Origin of the sequence: Iningainema tapete BLCC-T55 (genome assembly GCF_014698965.1) — a bacterium.
Lineage (GTDB): Bacteria > Cyanobacteriota > Cyanobacteriia > Cyanobacteriales > Nostocaceae > Iningainema > Iningainema tapete.
On sequence record NZ_JACXAE010000086.1, the window covers coordinates 257,674 to 275,054 of the forward strand.

The window sequence follows — 17,381 nt, forward strand, 5'->3', positions numbered from 1 at the left end:
GAATTATTCACATCCACTGCGCAATTGCCACATAATGGGGTATGAAAATCCATCCCACACGGGGGTATTGATGTCGGCTTCTCTTAATCCTTCCGCTGTCCAGGAATTACAATTTCTCAAGATCGAGTAGCTGCCAATTGCGGTATAAAAACCAGCGTTTTCTGTGTGTCCATTAGCTATGCGAATTTGTCTACCCTTTGCATCGACTTGAAAAGAAGTTTGGATATAATTTATTAATTTTAAATAATTTTTATTACTAATATTAACACATTTTACTTCTAAATCATCTGGGATTAATTGATATCCTTTAATATAGATTACAGAGGGAGTAGGCAGAAATAAAGCTTTAAGGGTAGTAGAAAGTTGGAGATCGGCGAGAGTAGGCGTGGACAGATAAAAGTCGCGATCGCCCCAACCAAAACTCAAATAATTGTAATCTTTAACATTATCAACACCAATTTTTTTTATAGTTAAATACCCATGCCAATCAAAAACTTGATTTTTGGTTGGCACGATAATGTTGGTATGAATGCCTGTATTGGCAACACAAATCTTTAAATTACAGTCACGTTTTGATTCCTGACTCCATTTTCTAGGTAGCAGCGCACCGATAGCTGCTAAAACCAAACATGCTAAAATGGCAGCGAAAAAATAACGATAAAAAAAATACAATGTTCTAGAAAACACCTTATTATAAGTAAATATTTTAACAAAAAGCACGGTTTGATAGTAAATTAAGGTACTACCCATGAGCCGCCGCGCACTGCTGTTAGTGAATCACCATGCACGCCTTGGACAAAAGAGTTTATCAGAAGCAATCGAATGTCTGGAGAAACAAGGCTTTGATTTAATTGAAAGATCTACAGAACACCCCCAACACTTACCTGAACTGATTGAACATTACCAGCACCAAGTTGATTTAGTCATCGTTGGTGGTGGCGATGGCACTCTCAATGCTGCGGTAGATGCTTTAGTGAAAACCCACTTGCCTTTGGGGATATTGCCTTTAGGAACAGCCAATGACTTAGCGAGAACTTTAGGAATTCCTAACTCTCTTGCCAAAGCTTGCGAGATTATCGCTAAAGGTGAAGTCAGACGTATTGACTTAGGATGGGTAAACGAAAAGCACTTTTTCAATGTTGCTAGTTTAGGGCTAAGTGTGAAAATTACCCAGCGACTCACCAAACAAGCCAAGCGGCGTTGGGGAATATTTGCTTACATCATCACTGCATTGCAAGTAATTTGGGAATCTCGACCTTTTAGTGCCCAGATTCATCTTCATGGTAAATCAGTTAACGTGAAAACAGTGCAAATTGCTGTGGGTAATGGTCGATACTACGGTGGCGGTATGACTGTAGTTCATGATGCCAGTATCGAAGACCAAAGGCTGGATTTGTATAGCTTGGAGATTAAACACTGGTGGCAAATTATTCCTATACTTCCGGCGATGCGACGAGGACGACATATTAACTCCAAGAATGTTCGCGCTTTTCATGGGGAAGAAATAGAAGTGTCTACGCGCAAACCACGCCCAATCAATACTGATGGAGAAATTACTACTTACACTCCTGCTAAATTTCGTGTAATTCCTCAAGCTTTAGCAGTTTTTGTGCCACCACAATAAAAAATACCCCCAGCCATAGACTGAGGGCGGCAATTAGGGTGCATCTACCATCCCTTTATCCACGATGCGCGGTACTAAATCCGGAAGAAATCATAGTTATTTTCTCTTTTCGAGATGGTTTTATTGCCCTTGTGTTTGCCGTGCCAGTAGCAACTGAATTTTCTGCAAAAGTTGAGTTAAGTCAATTGGCTTGGTTTCATACTCATCGCATCCCGATTCAAGAGCCTTTTCGCGATCTCCTGCCATTGCATAAGCAGTCAAAGCAATCACCGGAATCGATTCGGTATCTGATGACTGTTTGATCAATTTTGTTGCCTCCCATCCATTCAGCACAGGTAAACCCATATCCATCAGGATTAAATCGGGCGCTTCTGAGTGAGCCATTGCCACTCCCTGCTCACCATTAATAGCCAGGATTACCTCAAAGTTTTTTCCCTGTAAGTTATGGGACAGTATATCCCGATTTATTTCGTTATCTTCAACTAAAAGTATTTTAGGCATGTATTTTTAAACCTTTTACCAGAAAAAGGCAAAAGTCAAAAGGCACTCATCAAAAATTTTTCGCTGTTAGTTAAAATTTTAACTAACTATAAATTCACTTATTTTCGGATCTAATTACTCTCCCTATTTAGGTACTATACACAATTTTATCAAACAAATATGTTTACCTCCCAAAACTTTATACTTTATGTATTAGTGTTTAAATTATCATAGCTAATTTATTTTTGTCGTAAAGGAAGTAATAAACCCTGATTATCAAAAAGTTAAAAAATCAGATATGGCTACTATATTGATTCTTGAAATACATGTAGGCAATGCCACCAAAAACTGGATTTAGTCAACATTGCCCACCCTACTTAAATTTGTTCAAAAATCAAACCGGATACCGATAAGAAAACTTTTAGTATTTAAATAATTATCAAAAAAAGTGATAGCTTTGAAGCAAAATTATACATTGAAAAATCTTATTTTATTAAAAACAAAATTATTCATAAACTTCTACTATCTAAATGTATTTTTACATCTCACAATCATTGGCATCCAAAAGATATAGCTAATCAAAAAAAACCCCCAGCTATTGACTGAGGGCAGCAATTAGGGTGCATCTACCATACCTTTATCCTGCATAAAACTTGATAGATCCGGAATAATTTAAAACCATCGCAATTAACCTAATTACGAATCGCTTTGCATCCCCTGTAACACCTGCCGAATGGTATCCGTTGGCACAGAATCAGTAATTGTCACTACACCAATCTGGGTGGGCAAAATAAAACGTACTTTGCCTGCTTCAACTTTCTTATCTAGTTGCAAAGCTTCAATAATTGCTTCGATATCTACCCCAGCAGGTAACTTAGTCGGTAAACCTGCTTTTTCAATCAAGGCGTACTGACGTTGAGTATCTTCCTTTTGCCACATTCCCAATTCCACAGCAATCTGCCCTGCGGCTACCATCCCAATCGCGACAGCTTCCCCATGATTCACCACACGATATCCAGTCAAACTTTCCACTGCATGAGCGATGGTATGTCCATAATTAAGTATCGCCCGCAATCCAGCTTCTTTCTCATCTTTGCTGACTACATCAGCTTTTGCTTGACAAGAGCGAGTTAGTATGCTATCAATAAATTCTGGTTTAACGTAGCGAATTTGATTCAGGTGTTTGCTTTCTTCAATCTCGGCAAACAACTTGGCATCCCAAATCACACCATACTTAATCACTTCTGCCATTCCCGCCCGAAACTCACGCATCGGCAAAGTTTTCAACACATCTGGATCGATTAACACTAGTCGCGGCTGATGGAATGCGCCAATTAAATTTTTGCCTTGGGGATGGTTTACACCTGTTTTCCCGCCAATCGCCGCATCTACCATAGCTAAAAGTGTGGTAGGCACTTGCACAAAATTAATACCCCGCAACCAAGTTGCAGCAGCAAAGCCAGTCATATCGCCAATCACACCTCCGCCCAAAGCCACCATAGTAGAGGAGCGCTCTATACGGTTTTCTAAGGCGGTATCATAAATTTTTTGCACAGAGTTGGGAGTTTTGTAGCGTTCCCCTGGTGGTAAAGTTAACTCGCTCACTTCAAACCCAGCAGCTTTGAGAGATGCGCTTGCCCTTTCCCCATAATGCTTATAAATCATAGGGTTAGAAACCAGCAACACTTTTTTGCCTAACTTCAAACCACTCATGTACTCACCTAGTTTATCGATGCCGCTAGGTGCGATCGCAATCTCGTAAGACTGCTGCGGTAAATTTACATTAATAACAGAAGCCATTCCCAAACCCTTTCAAGCGCCCGTGTGCCGTATTCTATCGCAATCAAGCTGTCTGGAAACCCCATAACGAAAAAAGTTGAAGAAATAGGGAAAAAAAGAACAGATGTTTTTATCTTTCAACTTTTCTTACCAAATCCCCGATCCCCAAGCCCCCAAGTAAATGATTCAATAGACTTAATGAACTATTGTGGAGAAACATAAATGTCTGCCGTAATCGCTTACATTGTCTTCTTAGGTCTATTTTTTGGCATCGCTGTCGGATTGCTGTTTGGTTTGCGTGCCGCGAAGATACTCTAATTAATCCTCACGCAAAGGCGCAATAATGTAGAGACGCGAAATTTCGCGTCTCTACATATTAGACATCTCCAAAAATTAGTTATGCGTTGTCTACAACCCTTGTTGAGACTTTCCGCCGGAACGTCTCTACGTTATTTGTTGGATATATATTTGATCAATTAGTGGCAGTATACGGTGAACGCATGGATAAACCGAGTAGATTGAGCATTTCGCGATCGGCGTCGTATCCTGGACAAGGAGTGGTGACGGTTAACATATGCCCGTCGTCGCTAGAAAAGATGGAATTTGCTCCCGCCATAAAGCACAAAGCTTGCTCAACTTGGGAAAGTTTAGCTCTGCCTGCTGTAAGACGAACATCAGAAGAAGGCATGACAATGCGTGCTGTAGCAATCATTCGCACTACATCCCAAATAGGCACTTCTGGTTGATTTTCTAGAGGTGTACCAGTTACTTGTGAGAGAATATTAATCGGGACTGACTCTGGATGAGGGTTTAGTGTTGCCAGAGTGTGCAACATGGATAAGCGATCGCCTACGCTTTCTCCTAAGCCAAGTATACCGCCGGAACATACGGTTACATTTGTTTGACGGATATTGTTGATGGTGTTGAGGCGATCTTCGTAAGTTCTGGTGGTAATGATGGTATTGTAGTAGTCTCGTGAAGTGTCTAAGTTATGATTGTAGGCGTAAAGTCCTGCATCTTCTAGGCGCTGAGCTTGAGATGGGCTTAACATCCCTAAGGTACAGCATACTTCTAATCCTAACGCAGTTACTTCTTTGACCATTTCTAGCACTTGCTCAAATTGCGAGTTGTCGCGCACTTCTCGCCAAGCAGCTCCCATGCAAACTCGACTTATACCGTTTTGTTTTGCTTGTTGTGCAATATTAAGTACAGTTTCTTTTTCTAAGAGTGCTTGTGCTTTGACTTCTGTTTTGTAGCGGGAAGATTGAGCGCAGTAGCTGCAATCTTCTGGGCAACCACCTGTTTTAATAGATATTAGTTTACAAACTTGTATTTTGGTTGGGTCATGATATTGACGATGTACACTAGCTGCTTGATAAATTAGCTCTAACAATGGTGTATTGTAGATTGCACCAATTTCTGAAACTTGCCAATTGTGGCGTATTCCTACTGACATCCCTGTCCTTCCTTATTGTCTATGAAGTGTGATTTGCCGCTGATTGAAAGCGATCGCCTTTTTCTTCGCTTGGCTACTCAAGAGGATATACCATTAATTCTCAAATACTACACAGAAAATCAAACCTATCTTACTCCGTTCTACCCTCTTTGGGCAGAAAATTTTTTTACACAAGAGTATTGGCAAAATCAGGTAGAGATAGATTTGTATGAATTTACCAATGATTTATCCTTAAAGCTATTTATTTTTACCAAAACAAATCCATCACAAATTATTGGCTCCATCAATTTTAGAAATTTTGTCAGAAGTGCTGCTCAATTCTGTAATTTAGGCTACAGTTTAGCCGAAGCTGAACAAGGAAAAGGTTATATGACAGAAGCCCTCACTGTGGCAATCAAGTATGTATTTGATGAACTGAATATGCACCGCATTATGGCAAACTATATGCCGCACAACCAACGCAGTGGAAATTTGCTCAAAAGATTAGGATTTGTTGTAGAAGGGTATGCTAGAGATTATTTATTAATTAACGGCACATGGCAAGACCATATTCTATCTAGTAAGACGAATCATCACTGGTCGTAAACGGGGCGAGTGTAGCAATTGTAATATAAAATTTGAGCAACCATAAAAAGCAAAAAAGCATGAGATCACTTTCGTTTTTTGAAAAAAAAGAGAATTTGCCTAAAAATGAGCTTATTGAGGCTAAGGTAATCAAAGATTTTGTAGTAGAGAAATATGAGATAACGCTTCCATTTGAATGTACGTTGATAGGAGAAGACCGGGGATATAATGATCATTACTTAATTAAGGGAGATAATTTTCATTACGTCTTTAGGGTATATCTGAATGGTAAATACTACGCTCCAGAATTTGAAAATTTCCAATTTGAATTAGATTTATTGGAGTTTGTATTTTCTCAAGGTGTTCCTGTGTCGTACCCCATTCCTCAAAAACAAGAAGGAACTATGGCGGTAATACAAACAAGCGAAGGATTAAGAGCCTGCGCCTTGTTTTCTTATGCTGAAGGAAATGCAATTGAAGAGGACACAGATCCTACGCCATATCAGTGTTTTGAACTAGGCAAAGCTGTAGCATCTTTTCATTTGGCAGCAGATTTATTCCACAGCCAACATCATAGACATCATCTTAATGAAGATTATTTGGTAAAAATGCCGCTGAAGTTTATTGAAGCCAATTGGTCTGTTGAACAAAAAGCTGAATTGCCCGAATTAGCTATAGTAGACGAGTTGTTAAAGTGTTTTTCTGAACTTAAGAAAGAGGCAAATAACTACGGAATCATACACGGTGATATTAATACAGGCAATTTTCACTTCACGGAAGATAATCAAATCACACTTTTTGATTTTGATTATTGTGCCTATGGTTGGAGAGCTTATGATTTAACTCTTGCGAAGGAAATGGAGGAGCAGGCAAGTAAATCATTTTTAGACGGTTATCAATCTGTACGTAGTTTGTCTAGTGACGAGCTAGAAAGTATAAGTCTCTTGAGCCAGCTCGCGGCTATATGGGATTGGGGGGATGAGTTAGCAATTGACCTGGTAAGATAAGGGGTAGGAGAATTATTGTCATAAAAAACCGGGGTTAGCCGGATTACAAAGAGTAGCATGAGAAAATAATAAGTATGAGTATTACATTAAAACCAGAGCAAGAAAACTTCATACAAGCGAAGCTCCAAACAGGTAAATATCAAACGGCTGATGAGGTAATTCTTGAAGCCTTTCAATTGCTGGAGGAACGCGATCGGCAGTATGAACAGTGGGTTCAAGAAACTCGTATAAAAGTTGAGGAGGCGATCGCCGCCTCAGATAGAGGTGAGCGATTAAACGGGGAAGAAGTGATTAGCCAGATTTTAGAAAGGTTTCGTCAAGCGCGTGAGGCTCAAGGTTGAATAATCTTATTATCAATATTCTGGCAAGTCAAGACCTGAATGAAATTGCCGACTATTTCCTGGGAAAAAATATTGAGGCAGGTGAGCGTTTCTTTGCAGCGTTCAATCAAAAATGTCAGCAGTTAGTAAATTTTCCCAATATGGGACGAAGTTATTCAGAAATCAGTGCTTCCTTGCGAGGCGTTCCTTTACAAGGTTATGTGATCCTGTACAAGGTAATGGATGATGGCATCGAAATTCTCCGTGTTGTGAGTGGACGCCGAGATTTAGGCTCATTATTTTCAGAGTCAGGTAGTGAATAGTGGCTCAGGAAATTTTACAAAGAGTTAAAATTTCTCTCGCTCAACTTAGCAAGATTTTGATATTCATGAGCAAGAATCGAGCCTGAATTGTTAGTCTGTCTCCTCTAATCTAGAAATAACAGCAGTTGGGGAGACACAAACGTGACAGACACAAAAGCAAATAAAGGCTTATCCCGTCGAGGAATGCTAATTGGTGGTGCAGGAGTGGCGGGGGTGGCGGCGACTTTTTTAGCTGAACGTGCGCAAGCAAACACGCAGAAACCACCGGAACCTAAAGCCACTACAAATCGCAACGGCAAATTTGCAGGCAAAGTAGTACTTATTACCGGAGCAACATCAGGAATTGGCGAAGGAACGGCTTATGCTTTTGCCAAAGAAGGAGCAAAAGTCTTCTTCTGTGGACGACGTGAGAACATGGGTAAACAGGTGGAAGGTAAAATCAAAAGCTTTGGCGGCGAAGCAACCTATATGCGAGCCGATGTCAGAAATGAAGTTGATGTCAAAGCCTTTATTGATAACTGCGTCAAGAAATATGGACGCATCGACATTGCCTTTAACAACGCAGGCATTGTCAACCCTGAATTTGTAAAAATACACGAACAAAAAACCGAGGACTTCCTCGACGTTATGAACACCAACGCCCTTGGCATCTTCCTTTCCATGAAATACGAAATTCCGTACATGCTCAAGCAAGGCGCAGGTGTTATAATTAACACTGCCTCTGTATCCTCACATCGCGGTTTCAGTGAACTTTCACCGTACAGCGCCAGCAAACACGCAGTAGCGTCACTTACCAAAGTGGCAGCGCTAGAGTATGCCCGCAACAATATTCGTGTATCTTCCATCTCACCTGGTGGAGTAGATACACCCATGCTACGCTATGCCCGTGCCAAACGTGGCGTTTCCTTCGAGGAAGGGTCAAAAGGAATACCAATTGGACGCACAAACACGGTTGAAGAAATGGCACGCGCCGTGATGTTCCTCGCATCTGATGATGCTACCGCATTTCAAGGTTCACTTGTAGATGTAACTGGCGGAATGCTCGATTAATCAAGTTATTAGCAATGAAAATTTCACGGCGGCAAATATTTACGAGTAGTCTAATAACAATTGGCGCGTCAGCAAAATGCAAATGAAATGGACATGGGAAGAAGGCATTAGACCATCTTAAACCACCCATCAATCTCTTCACCCACTATTCTTTAGCGCTCTTCTTTGCGTCTTCGCGCCTTTGCGTGAGATAAAAATAGCTGTAAACAACACAAGGAAATCTCCTTAACTTTCTCGCCTCCGTCTTGACAATGGAGGCGGAGCCTGGGAACGAGTGAGTAACTACTGCAACACCACCTGTGCTAAATGCTTAACAATCTGTAAAACCTCACCTAACTCATGTCGGCGAGGAAACAGCGAAAATGTCCGTGATGAGTCATATTGTGGAGTATCTCCCAGGCTCAGCTTCAGAAAAACAAACTCGTCACCATTAGTTGCCATTCCGAATACTGGGCTACTGCTTTGTGGCACCGTCAACATATAAGCTAACAACTGAGGCAATGCTGCAGGAACTGGAATGCTTGTTCGCTTCGACTCAACAACCAAAATCCACAGTCGCTCTTGCACAACTAAAGTGTCAATAAAACCGCGAATTGTTTCTTCAGGATCATCAAGTTCTAGCGCTACACCGTAAGGAGAACGAATACGAAACGGTGGATCGAGAAAACCTGCAAGTTTCAACAGTGGTGAAACTACCAGTAAGTTAATTGTACCTTCCAACAGCAGACCATCAACCCGATGGTAGTCATAACGCTGCTTAATCCGCGCAATACCTGCAAGTTCTTGCTGATTAAGTTCGGGTAAGTTTTCCACCCACTCATAAAAGAACTGTTTGTCATCAGCTTGTCGCAAATTGCAACGAGTTTGAAGATCGCTAAAGCTTTTTATAATGTCTGTAATTCCTACACCGGTAGTCATCTGCTGTTGTTTAATAGTTGCTTCTACTTTAGCAATAAAGGTTTCTTAAGTCGATGATTTATTAACAAATGGTGAAATTGCCTTGACAAATTCCGCCGTTGACTCATATGGCAAAACATTCCGCCCAGTAATTTTGACTCCACTACCTTGAGGTAAATAAGCAAGATAATCCGCTAAACGTTCATCGGGTGTTTCTTGTTTACCTGCTTGACTAATACTCGATGCAGTTTCCCCCACCACTACTAATGTAGGTTGCTTAATTTTGGCGATCGCACTACTATAATCCTGACGCCAAAACCCTGCTAAAAAAGAGAAAACCGCATAGCGACTAGCAGTATTTTCTGCCCCCGCCTGCAAAGTATTCAACCATTCAGCATCAACAGCATCATTGCTATCAAATAATTGACGTGTCGAGAAATTACGCAAAAACTGTTCGCGTCTAGCATAACGATAAAAAGCATTTCCCAAGGGCGAATCCAAAATATTCCATACCACTTTTTGCCGCCATTTTGGTGTTTGTTTCGTAATCACTGCCCAGGCTGGAGGACCTGCCAAAATAAGTTTCGCAATTAAATCAGTTTCTTTTTGAACTAATTCAATTGCCACTGGAAGTAAAGCACCTTGCACTACCACAATCACAGGTTTTTGCACCACTGTTTTGACAAAATGTTGCAATTGCTCTGCCCAGTCACTAGGATTCCAAGCTACATGCGGCATCTCACTTTCACCACATCCGAGTAAATCTGGGTTATAAATTAAATTACGATTTCCCTGATTGTACCATTCTTGACAAAATCGCCGCCAAAATTGCCGAGATAAGCCTACACCAATCGGATGAATTAACACTAGAGGAATTCCTTCTGCCTGAACGTTTGTTGGCGTATGAACTTCATAGGCGCAGCGATAATTTTTCCAGGTATAATACTGGGTAGGAGATGCTGTTTGAGCTTGCGTAATCATTTAAAATCTCATTTGTGGGTGAATCAATTTGTATCCTGCGTCTTTGATTTTTTGGTTAGATACTAAGGCATTATATGGTCGAATACTCTTTTGGGTAGCATCCCAACTAACCTTAGGTAGATGATGTTTTTCACATAATCTATCAAGCAATTCTCGACTGGGGAGATGGGCATCATCTACTAGGTTATAAATACCTTGTAAGACGTGACGTCTGGCAAATTCTATCGCAGCAACAATATCATCTAAGTGAATCCAATTAGTTACATCTTCTCCATTACCAGGGCGGGTTGTGCCTGCTACTGAGCCAAATATTTTCACAAGTTCCCTCCCTGTACCATAAATTCCTCCCAATCGTAAGATGCAAACTTTGAGATTTACACTTGATGCTTGAAGCAGCAATTGCTCAGTATCGCTCAAAATTTGCCCATTTTTAGTGACTGGTGCTACGGTTGAATCTTCATCTACCAATGCTCCGTTTTGATCGCCATATACAGAATAACTTCCTGTATATATCAGGTGTCTTACACTCGGCGTCTGCTTTAAGGCGGAAACCAGGTTTTGGGCTGTATGTAGATAAGTTTCTTCATAAACATCAGCAGCTTTTGCACCAATGCTTAAAAGCACAACATCTTGATTTTTCAACACTGATTTTAGCCCTTCGAGATCGTTACCTTGCACTACCACAACTCTTTGTGCTACTGCTTGCAACGTGGGAACTCGCGACTGAGTAGTTGTGGTAGCGGTGATGGTAAATGTCTTTTGCTGCCAATATTTAGCAACTGCACAACCTACGTATCCGCACCCAATAATAGCAATGTTCATGACGACACAAATTAGGAGTTATTCGTATATTGTGCCATCAGGCATGATTGCTCCAGTTAAGTTAGCACCAATTAATTTTACGAGTAAGCGATCGCCTGACATAATTCGCGCTCCTGTGAAGTTTGCTTCTCGCAAATCCGAGCCACTCAAATCTGCTCCAATTAAATTAGCACCGCGCAAATTTGCTTCTCTCAAATCTGATAAAAGTAAATTTGCCCTAAATAAATTGGCATCTGACAAATTTGCCCCTCTGAGATTAACTTTATGCATAAAAGCATCAGAGAGATTAGCACCGCTCAAGTTAGCATAACTCAAGTTTCTGCCCGATAAATCTCTTCCCTTCAAGTTGGCTCGACTGTAGTCTTTTCCACTCAAATCTGGTGAGGAAGGTGCTGGTGGTTCAGCGGTTTTTTGTGCTGGTTTTTTACTTGGTGGTGGTGATTGGTAGTTGAATTTTAATGAACGCAATTTCTCCCTAGCTTCATTAATATCTTGTAACTTTTTCTGCGCTTTTTCTTGCAAGCGCTCATTGTCTTTTGGCATTCGATCTGGATGCCATACAAACGCCAAGTCTTTGTAAGCCTGGTTCACTTCGTCAAGTGTTGCTCCTGGCTCTAACTCCAATATTTGATAGTACAAATTCATCTCTCTCATAAGACTTTTGACAGACAATCAACGCAAATTATGAGTAATGATGTTTCACATGGTGATTTTAGGTAATTTTGCCTATAATCATAGTATTGGTTCCATGTGTCCGCGCTACGGCAACAGAAATAGTTTGTTGCCAGTAAATACATACTTGTATGCTAACTGACAAAAGAAGACAATGTATCAATGTGGTAAACGCTGTTGAATGGCTCTCCAGTAGGCTCTCACGGGAATTTGATAAACTTCTACTAATAACCAAACAATTATTGATAAGTGAGACAAAAAAGTTAACAATGTCCAAATGTATGGCATCCAAGATAAGGGCAAATCTGGATGAGGAGGGAAATTGTAAGCCACAAACCCAATTAAACTTGTCGGCAGGAGTATAAAGGCGATCGCCACCAGTAGGTAAGTCCAACCAAATTCCACACCTTCTAAATGGGCTTCTGTCCAATTAAAACCATTCCAACGCCAAATTAGCGGTGGTTGCCGAGAAGGCATCTTGAGTTGCTGTTGTTCTAAGTTGACAGTAAAGATTTGTTGGCAAAAGTCACAAGCCATTGCCTCCATCATGGGCATATGAGTAATCTTACCGACCCTACATACCGGACAAGGATAGACTCCTTGATAATCAAAAGATGTAGCTAAGATTTTGTTCCGGGAAATCATAAAATGTATGGTATTGACGCGGCTCGTTCTCTCTGCTACCTTAACGAAATATAAGCCTACCTTAAAACAGTTAAAGCATTCAGTGAGAAAAATAACCATTGTTAATTGGGCAAACTTCTCTGGTTGAAGTTTTGTGGCGATTGTGGTTTAGAAGGCATCGTCAACTACCTACATTATACTGCCTAAGCGGTTGGTGTAGGTAGTTGACTATTGCTAAAATGTTCGGCTAATAAAACAAATGTAACAAAGTCTACCAAATTATGTCAGGAAATCCTTTAACCTAAATGATGCCATAGGTGTGTATCAGGCTACAGCAAAATGCGACTAGAACAGTTGCAAGCCTTTCTGGCGATCGCAGAATCCGGCAGCTTTCAAGGGGCGGCGCAAAAATGCGGCGTCACTCAATCGACTATCAGTAGGCAAATCCAAGCATTAGAAGCAGATTTGGGGTTAGAACTGTTTCACAGAAGCAGTCAGGCAAAGCTCACATTGGCAGGTGAACGCTTGCTACCCCGTGTGAGGAAAATTTGTCTTGAGTGGGAAACAGCTACTCAAGAAATGGCAGATTTACTCGCAGGAAGGCAACCAGAATTATGTGTAGCGGCAATTCACTCACTATGCGCCTACTACCTGCCACCCGTTTTACAAAAATTCTGTCGCGATTACCCGGATGTACAATTACGGGTGACATCCTTGGGTAGCGATCGCGCATTAAAAGTCCTCAAAGATGGACTAGTAGATCTAGCAATTGTGATGAACAATCGTCTTTTAACCACCAGTAAAGAAATGGTGGTATTCGTGCTATACGATGAACCTATAGAAGTTTTAACAGCAGCTAATCACCCCTTAGCACAATATGAACGTATCCCTTGGTCAGAGTTAATTCGTTATCCACAAGTGGTTTTTAAGGATGGTTATGGGATGCAACGCTTGGTACAAGATCGATTTGATCAGCTCGAAGCAACACTACAAGCAGCTTTAGAGGTAAACACCCTAGATGCCTTTCGCGGAGTGGTGCGCCAAGGAGAATTAGTAGCTTTGCTACCTCAGTCGGCATTAGTTGAAGCACGCAATGATCCCGGACTGGCAACTCGTCCTCTCGCTAATTATAGTAATGGTTCTGGTAATAGCGATTCTAGTTTAACTCGCCAAGTAGTAATGGTAACAACTCAAGATCGTCTCCAGATTCCTCCTATCAAGCACTTTTGGCAACTGGTACAGGAAACAGTACCACCACAGTTTAAGGAAATAGCTAATGGCTAATAGCTAATAGCTAATCGGAGCAAATTTAGCAGTTAGCAATTAACAATCAACAATTAACAATTATGAGCTATATATTTAGAGAATTATTGAAAAAAATAGGTAGTGGTGAGCATACAGCAGAGAATTTAACTCGTGCTGAAGCTTGCCAAGCAACAAAGATGATGTTGCTGGGACAAGCAAAACCAGCACAAATTGGGGCGTTTTTGATTGCGCACAGAATTAAACGTCCCACAGGGGAAGAGTTGGCGGGAATGTTAGATGCTTATGCTGAACTGGGACCACAACTGCAACCAATCTCTTGGGAACGACCTGTGATAGTCTTAGGTATACCGTATGATGGGAGAACGCGCACTGCGACCGTGAGTCCGTTGACGGCGTTGTTACTAGCAACAGTCGGGCAACCAGTGGTGATGCACGGTGGCGATCGCTTACCTACCAAATATGGGCTGCCACTCGTAGAAATTTGGCAGTCTTTGGGGGTAGATTGGACTAAACTTCCACTGGAACAAACCCAGCAGGTGTTGGAAAAAACGGGAATAGGTTTTGTCTATACACCCAAACATTTTCCTTTAACTAAAACTATTTGGGAGTACCGCGATCAATTGGGCAAACGTCCACCTTTAGCAACAATGGAGCTAATTTGGTGTCCTTATCAAGGCGATGCTCATATAATTGCTGGGTTTGTTCATCCTCCCACAGAAGCTATGTTCACTGAAGCTTTAGCGTTAAGAGGTGTAACTCATTTTACCACAGTTAAGGGCTTGGAAGGAAGTTGCGATTTACCACGCGATCGGACTGCGATTATTGGCTTAGTCCAAGCTAACAAACCTATAGAACGTTTGCTCCTCGTACCACGGGATCATGAGATTACTACTCATAATGTCCCTCTTGGTACAAAAGAAGAATTAATTGCTGATATGTGGGCAGTGTTGCAAGGTTCACAAACAGATTTAATGCAAACTGCCATATGGAATGGTGGGTTTTACCTGTGGCGTTGTGGGATTTGCTCAGATGTGCAAACTGGTATAGCCGCATCTGAGGAGTTACTAATTAGCGGTGCGGTAGAACGAAAACTGCTTGAACTCACTCAGGTGGTAAATTCGGTGTCTCAAGTAGTCTTTGAGTCAGTTTGAACTAGAACGAACAGCATTGATCTCATCCTTGAGTACCCCCCAAGGCATCGGGGGGTTGGGGGGATCAAATCTGCTCATTAGCTATGATGAATGGTGATTTGGAATAGGTAGAGTTAAGCCTTCGTGAGCTAGTAATGTTTTGGGAGAGACGGATTTGACTTCAGCTTGAACAGAGTCAAGAAAGTCATCGTCGTCGTCGGGGTGGTGGAGAGAAATGACTAGCTGTTTGACATTAGTAGCATGAGCTAACTCTACTGCTGTCTCCCAGTATAAATTAGTATCATGATAATTAAGTGCTGTTTCGGTCGTGTAGCCGGCATTTGTAATGAGTAAATCAACTCTATTAATAAGTTGTATAATATTTTCTCGCTCTGATTCATCAGCTATATTTTGCAAATCTGTTACATAAGCAACGTTATATCCCTGCCAAGTAACTCGATAACCAATTGACTTTTGAGTACGATTAATTAACGCTGTTGTGATGTTGATATTATCTAACTTTACTATCTTACCTGGAGTCAAATTGTGAAATCGCAATTCCGACTGCATAACTTGTAAAGGGTAAGGGAAGTGCGGCTGAAGCATTTGATCGCATAAGGATTGTTTGATCGAGGCTCCATTAGAAGCGGCTGAGCCGTAGATGTGAAGGCAATTTTGGGCAACAAACGCGGGAGCAAAAAACGGAAACCCTTGGATGCGATTTGATTGTGAATTGGTAAAAAATAAATGCGCTTCTACTGACTGTTGCCGTTCCTGCCAATATTTTCCTAAGGCACGTAAGCCAGTACCACCATCAAAAATTAAATGTTTTCCACCTAAGATCATCTCTAAGCAAGGAGTATTACCGCCATAACGGCAATTAATACCCGGCGTGGGAGTCAAACCTCGCACTCCCCAAAATTTCACAACAAATTCTTCCTCTTGGCTGTTGGCAACAGAGGTGTTTTTTTCATTTACGCAGTTCTGGGGAGGCGACAGTTTAAAATTTGACATTTTCCATGCATTTAGGTCTTACCGAGCAGGTCATCGTAGCGCCGCACTTCCAACAGTTGGTTGTTCTTGTCTACAATGACAACAGTGGGAGAGTATGTTTTTAACTCTTCCCCAGAGAACTGCCCGTAAGACATTATAATCAACCGATCGCCTGTAATGCCTAGACGTGCTGCTCCCCCATTTAGCTCGATTGTTCCTGAGTTGGCTGTAGCCGGGATCGCATAAGTAATAAAGCGCTCCCCATTGGTAACGTTCACTACTTGCACTTGCTCATAGGGCAAGATGCCTGCTTGATCTAGAAGGATTCGATCAATGCTGATACTACCTACATAGTTAAGATTTGTTGCTGTGAGAGTGCAGTTGTGAATTTTTGCCAAAAGGAGCGTGCGCTGCATATAATTATCAGTTAACAATGATCAGTTTCTTTCAAGTTGTTTCCGAATCAGAATCCCGACCTTTTTCGCTACCAGCTTTAATGCACTTTTCTACTAAAGGCATCACTTGATCGACATCTTGCCATCCGCGAATTTCCGTCACCTTTTTTTCTAAATTTTTGTAAGTGCGGAAAAACTCGGCTATTTCTTGCAGTCGGTGTGGTGCGATGTCTTTGAGAGATTTGACATTGTGGTAGCGCGGATCTTTGTCAGGAACGCAAAGAATTTTTTCATCGCGATCGCCACCGTCAATCATTTCCAACATCCCAATTGGTCTGGCAGCAATTATACACCCTGGAAATGTTGGCTCATCAATAATTACCATTCCATCTAAGGGATCGCCATCATCGGCTAGAGTGTTGGGTACAAAGCCGTAGTCATATGGGTATTGTACTGATGAGTAAAGTACTCTGTCTAGGGCAAAAGCTTGTATATCCTTATCGTATTCGTATTTATTTTTACTTCCCCCTGGGATTTCTATGAGTACGTTGATTAAACCCGGTTTAGGTTGAGCTGGAATACGGGATAAGTCCACAATAAAACTCCTAAGCTAACAGTGATTCACAGGGATACAAGCATTGTTCCCCGTGTTAGATTTTAGGCTAATTGTGGACTATTCCCAAACTCCAAAGCCAAAATTTCCCTCCTGCCAGACGCAATATACCGCGTCTGGTACGTCTAATCTTCGCTGATTCGCAAGCTGTAAGTCACAGGTTGGTGATTACTCTGCACATTGCTTGGAGAATAGTGAGCGATGATTAACACCGGTAGTATCAGAGTTAAAAGCGCGATCGCAGTTCCCACAATGTCTGCCAATCGATGGGTATTTCGCTCGTCATTGGCAGTAGTGGTATGTGAATTCATATATAACTTCTTATTGTTAAATCACTGACTATTGTCACTCTCTGAGCGAGAGTCTTCTTATTATTTTAACTATT

Annotated in this window: 22 protein-coding genes; 9 read left to right on the forward strand and 13 right to left on the reverse strand. The window is 41.3% G+C overall.

The features are described from left to right. Positions 1–3: 3 nt before the first annotated feature. Complete coding sequence (locus ICL16_RS29130) at positions 4–750, reverse strand: TIGR02117 family protein (protein ID WP_190835068.1); 747 nt, start codon at positions 748–750, stop codon at positions 4–6. On the opposite strand from ICL16_RS29130, the gene ICL16_RS29135 reads away from it, so the two are divergent. After that, positions 749–1,624, forward strand: a complete 876-nt coding sequence (locus ICL16_RS29135; protein WP_190835069.1) for a lipid kinase — start codon at positions 749–751, stop codon at positions 1,622–1,624. The genes ICL16_RS29130 and ICL16_RS29135 overlap by 2 nt on opposite strands. 120 nt (positions 1,625–1,744) lie before the next feature. Here the strand turns inward: ICL16_RS29135 and ICL16_RS29140 are convergent, their stop codons facing one another. Both ICL16_RS29140 and aroB read right to left on the reverse strand, forming a co-directional pair. Next, positions 1,745–2,125, reverse strand: coding sequence for a response regulator (locus tag ICL16_RS29140; RefSeq protein WP_190835070.1), 381 nt, complete (start codon positions 2,123–2,125; stop codon positions 1,745–1,747). A 675-nt stretch (positions 2,126–2,800) separates the two neighbouring features. Next, positions 2,801–3,904, reverse strand: coding sequence for a 3-dehydroquinate synthase (gene aroB, locus ICL16_RS29145; protein ID WP_190835071.1), 1,104 nt, complete (start codon positions 3,902–3,904; stop codon positions 2,801–2,803). Between the two features lie 201 nt (positions 3,905–4,105). Here aroB and petL point away from each other — a divergent pair, with 201 nt between their 5' ends. Further along, positions 4,106–4,201, forward strand: coding sequence for a cytochrome b6-f complex subunit PetL (gene petL / locus ICL16_RS29150; RefSeq protein ID WP_190835072.1), 96 nt, complete (start codon positions 4,106–4,108; stop codon positions 4,199–4,201). A 154-nt stretch (positions 4,202–4,355) separates the two neighbouring features. Here petL and bioB read toward each other — a convergent pair whose 3' ends face one another. Then, entirely contained in the window at positions 4,356–5,339 is a 984-nt protein-coding gene (gene bioB, locus ICL16_RS29155) for a biotin synthase BioB (protein ID WP_190835073.1), read from the reverse strand. A 21-nt stretch (positions 5,340–5,360) separates the two neighbouring features. Between bioB and ICL16_RS29160 the strand changes: the two genes are divergently transcribed. From ICL16_RS29160 to ICL16_RS29180, 5 genes are all read left to right on the forward strand, one after another. After that, positions 5,361–5,924: a GNAT family N-acetyltransferase gene (locus ICL16_RS29160; protein WP_190835074.1), complete on the forward strand. Its 564-nt coding sequence runs from the start codon at positions 5,361–5,363 to the stop codon at positions 5,922–5,924. 59 nt (positions 5,925–5,983) lie between these two features. Next, entirely contained in the window at positions 5,984–6,910 is a 927-nt protein-coding gene (locus tag ICL16_RS29165; protein WP_190835075.1) for a phosphotransferase, read from the forward strand. 74 nt (positions 6,911–6,984) lie between these two features. Then, entirely contained in the window at positions 6,985–7,251 is a 267-nt protein-coding gene (locus tag ICL16_RS29170) for a ribbon-helix-helix domain-containing protein (RefSeq protein WP_190835076.1), read from the forward strand. Then, complete coding sequence (locus ICL16_RS29175) at positions 7,248–7,553, forward strand: type II toxin-antitoxin system RelE/ParE family toxin (protein WP_190835077.1); 306 nt, start codon at positions 7,248–7,250, stop codon at positions 7,551–7,553. The genes ICL16_RS29170 and ICL16_RS29175 overlap by 4 nt, the downstream gene beginning before the upstream one ends. 141 nt (positions 7,554–7,694) lie before the next feature. Further along, positions 7,695–8,603: an SDR family oxidoreductase gene (locus tag ICL16_RS29180; RefSeq protein WP_202895770.1), complete on the forward strand. Its 909-nt coding sequence runs from the start codon at positions 7,695–7,697 to the stop codon at positions 8,601–8,603. Between the two features lie 282 nt (positions 8,604–8,885). Here the strand turns inward: ICL16_RS29180 and ICL16_RS29185 are convergent, their stop codons facing one another. The 5 genes from ICL16_RS29185 to ICL16_RS29205 form a co-directional block, all read right to left on the reverse strand. Further along, on the reverse strand, positions 8,886–9,521 hold the full coding sequence (locus tag ICL16_RS29185) for a type I restriction endonuclease subunit R (RefSeq protein ID WP_190835078.1): 636 nt from the start codon (positions 9,519–9,521) through the stop codon (positions 8,886–8,888). Positions 9,522–9,566: 45 nt separating this feature from the next. Further along, a complete protein-coding gene (locus tag ICL16_RS29190; RefSeq protein WP_190835079.1) occupies positions 9,567–10,481 on the reverse strand; it encodes an alpha/beta fold hydrolase in 915 nt (304 codons plus the stop codon). After that, positions 10,482–11,303: an SDR family oxidoreductase gene (locus ICL16_RS29195; protein WP_190835080.1), complete on the reverse strand. Its 822-nt coding sequence runs from the start codon at positions 11,301–11,303 to the stop codon at positions 10,482–10,484. It abuts the gene before it with no gap. An 18-nt stretch (positions 11,304–11,321) separates the two neighbouring features. Then, a complete protein-coding gene (locus tag ICL16_RS29200; RefSeq protein ID WP_190835081.1) occupies positions 11,322–11,957 on the reverse strand; it encodes a pentapeptide repeat-containing protein in 636 nt (211 codons plus the stop codon). Between the two features lie 177 nt (positions 11,958–12,134). Next, positions 12,135–12,620, reverse strand: a complete 486-nt coding sequence (locus ICL16_RS29205; protein WP_190835082.1) for a hypothetical protein — start codon at positions 12,618–12,620, stop codon at positions 12,135–12,137. A 318-nt stretch (positions 12,621–12,938) separates the two neighbouring features. On the opposite strand from ICL16_RS29205, the gene ICL16_RS29210 reads away from it, so the two are divergent. Next, positions 12,939–13,883: a LysR family transcriptional regulator gene (locus ICL16_RS29210; RefSeq protein WP_190835083.1), complete on the forward strand. Its 945-nt coding sequence runs from the start codon at positions 12,939–12,941 to the stop codon at positions 13,881–13,883. A gap of 62 nt (positions 13,884–13,945) precedes the next feature. Continuing rightward, a complete protein-coding gene (locus ICL16_RS29215) occupies positions 13,946–15,016 on the forward strand; it encodes an anthranilate phosphoribosyltransferase family protein (protein WP_190835084.1) in 1,071 nt (356 codons plus the stop codon). Between the two features lie 81 nt (positions 15,017–15,097). On the opposite strand, the gene ICL16_RS29220 is transcribed toward ICL16_RS29215, so the two are convergent. The 4 genes from ICL16_RS29220 to ICL16_RS29235 form a co-directional block, all read right to left on the reverse strand. Continuing rightward, complete coding sequence (locus tag ICL16_RS29220) at positions 15,098–16,009, reverse strand: MBL fold metallo-hydrolase (RefSeq protein WP_190835085.1); 912 nt, start codon at positions 16,007–16,009, stop codon at positions 15,098–15,100. 11 nt (positions 16,010–16,020) lie between these two features. Further along, positions 16,021–16,404, reverse strand: coding sequence for an aspartate 1-decarboxylase (gene panD, locus ICL16_RS29225; protein WP_190835086.1), 384 nt, complete (start codon positions 16,402–16,404; stop codon positions 16,021–16,023). A gap of 31 nt (positions 16,405–16,435) precedes the next feature. Then, positions 16,436–16,978 carry an inorganic diphosphatase gene (locus ICL16_RS29230; protein WP_190835087.1) on the reverse strand — a complete coding sequence of 181 codons (543 nt, stop codon included), beginning with the start codon at positions 16,976–16,978 and terminating at the stop codon, positions 16,436–16,438. Between the two features lie 143 nt (positions 16,979–17,121). Continuing rightward, positions 17,122–17,307, reverse strand: coding sequence for a TLTLP motif-containing protein (locus ICL16_RS29235; RefSeq protein WP_190835088.1), 186 nt, complete (start codon positions 17,305–17,307; stop codon positions 17,122–17,124). Between the last annotated feature and the right edge of the window lie 74 nt (positions 17,308–17,381).

Bases quoted from the DNA above. Each gene is read 5' to 3' on its own strand.
- bioB (WP_190835073.1), bottom strand. From the start codon at position 5,339: ATGTCAGTAGGAATACGCCACAATTGGCAAGTTTCAGAAATTGGTGCA.
- ICL16_RS29220 (WP_190835085.1), bottom strand. From the start codon at position 16,009: ATGTCAAATTTTAAACTGTCGCCTCCCCAGAACTGCGTAAATGAAAAA.
- ICL16_RS29210 (WP_190835083.1), top strand. From the start codon at position 12,939: ATGCGACTAGAACAGTTGCAAGCCTTTCTGGCGATCGCAGAATCCGGC.
- panD (WP_190835086.1), bottom strand. From the start codon at position 16,404: ATGCAGCGCACGCTCCTTTTGGCAAAAATTCACAACTGCACTCTCACA.
- aroB (WP_190835071.1), bottom strand. From the start codon at position 3,904: ATGGCTTCTGTTATTAATGTAAATTTACCGCAGCAGTCTTACGAGATT.
- ICL16_RS29235 (WP_190835088.1), bottom strand. From the start codon at position 17,307: ATGAATTCACATACCACTACTGCCAATGACGAGCGAAATACCCATCGA.
- ICL16_RS29195 (WP_190835080.1), bottom strand. From the start codon at position 11,303: ATGAACATTGCTATTATTGGGTGCGGATACGTAGGTTGTGCAGTTGCT.
- ICL16_RS29205 (WP_190835082.1), bottom strand. From the start codon at position 12,620: ATGATTTCCCGGAACAAAATCTTAGCTACATCTTTTGATTATCAAGGA.
- ICL16_RS29200 (WP_190835081.1), bottom strand. From the start codon at position 11,957: ATGAGAGAGATGAATTTGTACTATCAAATATTGGAGTTAGAGCCAGGA.
- petL (WP_190835072.1), top strand. From the start codon at position 4,106: ATGTCTGCCGTAATCGCTTACATTGTCTTCTTAGGTCTATTTTTTGGC.
- ICL16_RS29160 (WP_190835074.1), top strand. From the start codon at position 5,361: ATGAAGTGTGATTTGCCGCTGATTGAAAGCGATCGCCTTTTTCTTCGC.
- ICL16_RS29185 (WP_190835078.1), bottom strand. From the start codon at position 9,521: ATGACTACCGGTGTAGGAATTACAGACATTATAAAAAGCTTTAGCGAT.
- ICL16_RS29170 (WP_190835076.1), top strand. From the start codon at position 6,985: ATGAGTATTACATTAAAACCAGAGCAAGAAAACTTCATACAAGCGAAG.
- ICL16_RS29190 (WP_190835079.1), bottom strand. From the start codon at position 10,481: ATGATTACGCAAGCTCAAACAGCATCTCCTACCCAGTATTATACCTGG.
- ICL16_RS29130 (WP_190835068.1), bottom strand. From the start codon at position 750: ATGGGTAGTACCTTAATTTACTATCAAACCGTGCTTTTTGTTAAAATA.
- ICL16_RS29165 (WP_190835075.1), top strand. From the start codon at position 5,984: ATGAGATCACTTTCGTTTTTTGAAAAAAAAGAGAATTTGCCTAAAAAT.
- ICL16_RS29135 (WP_190835069.1), top strand. From the start codon at position 749: ATGAGCCGCCGCGCACTGCTGTTAGTGAATCACCATGCACGCCTTGGA.
- ICL16_RS29140 (WP_190835070.1), bottom strand. From the start codon at position 2,125: ATGCCTAAAATACTTTTAGTTGAAGATAACGAAATAAATCGGGATATA.
- ICL16_RS29215 (WP_190835084.1), top strand. From the start codon at position 13,946: ATGAGCTATATATTTAGAGAATTATTGAAAAAAATAGGTAGTGGTGAG.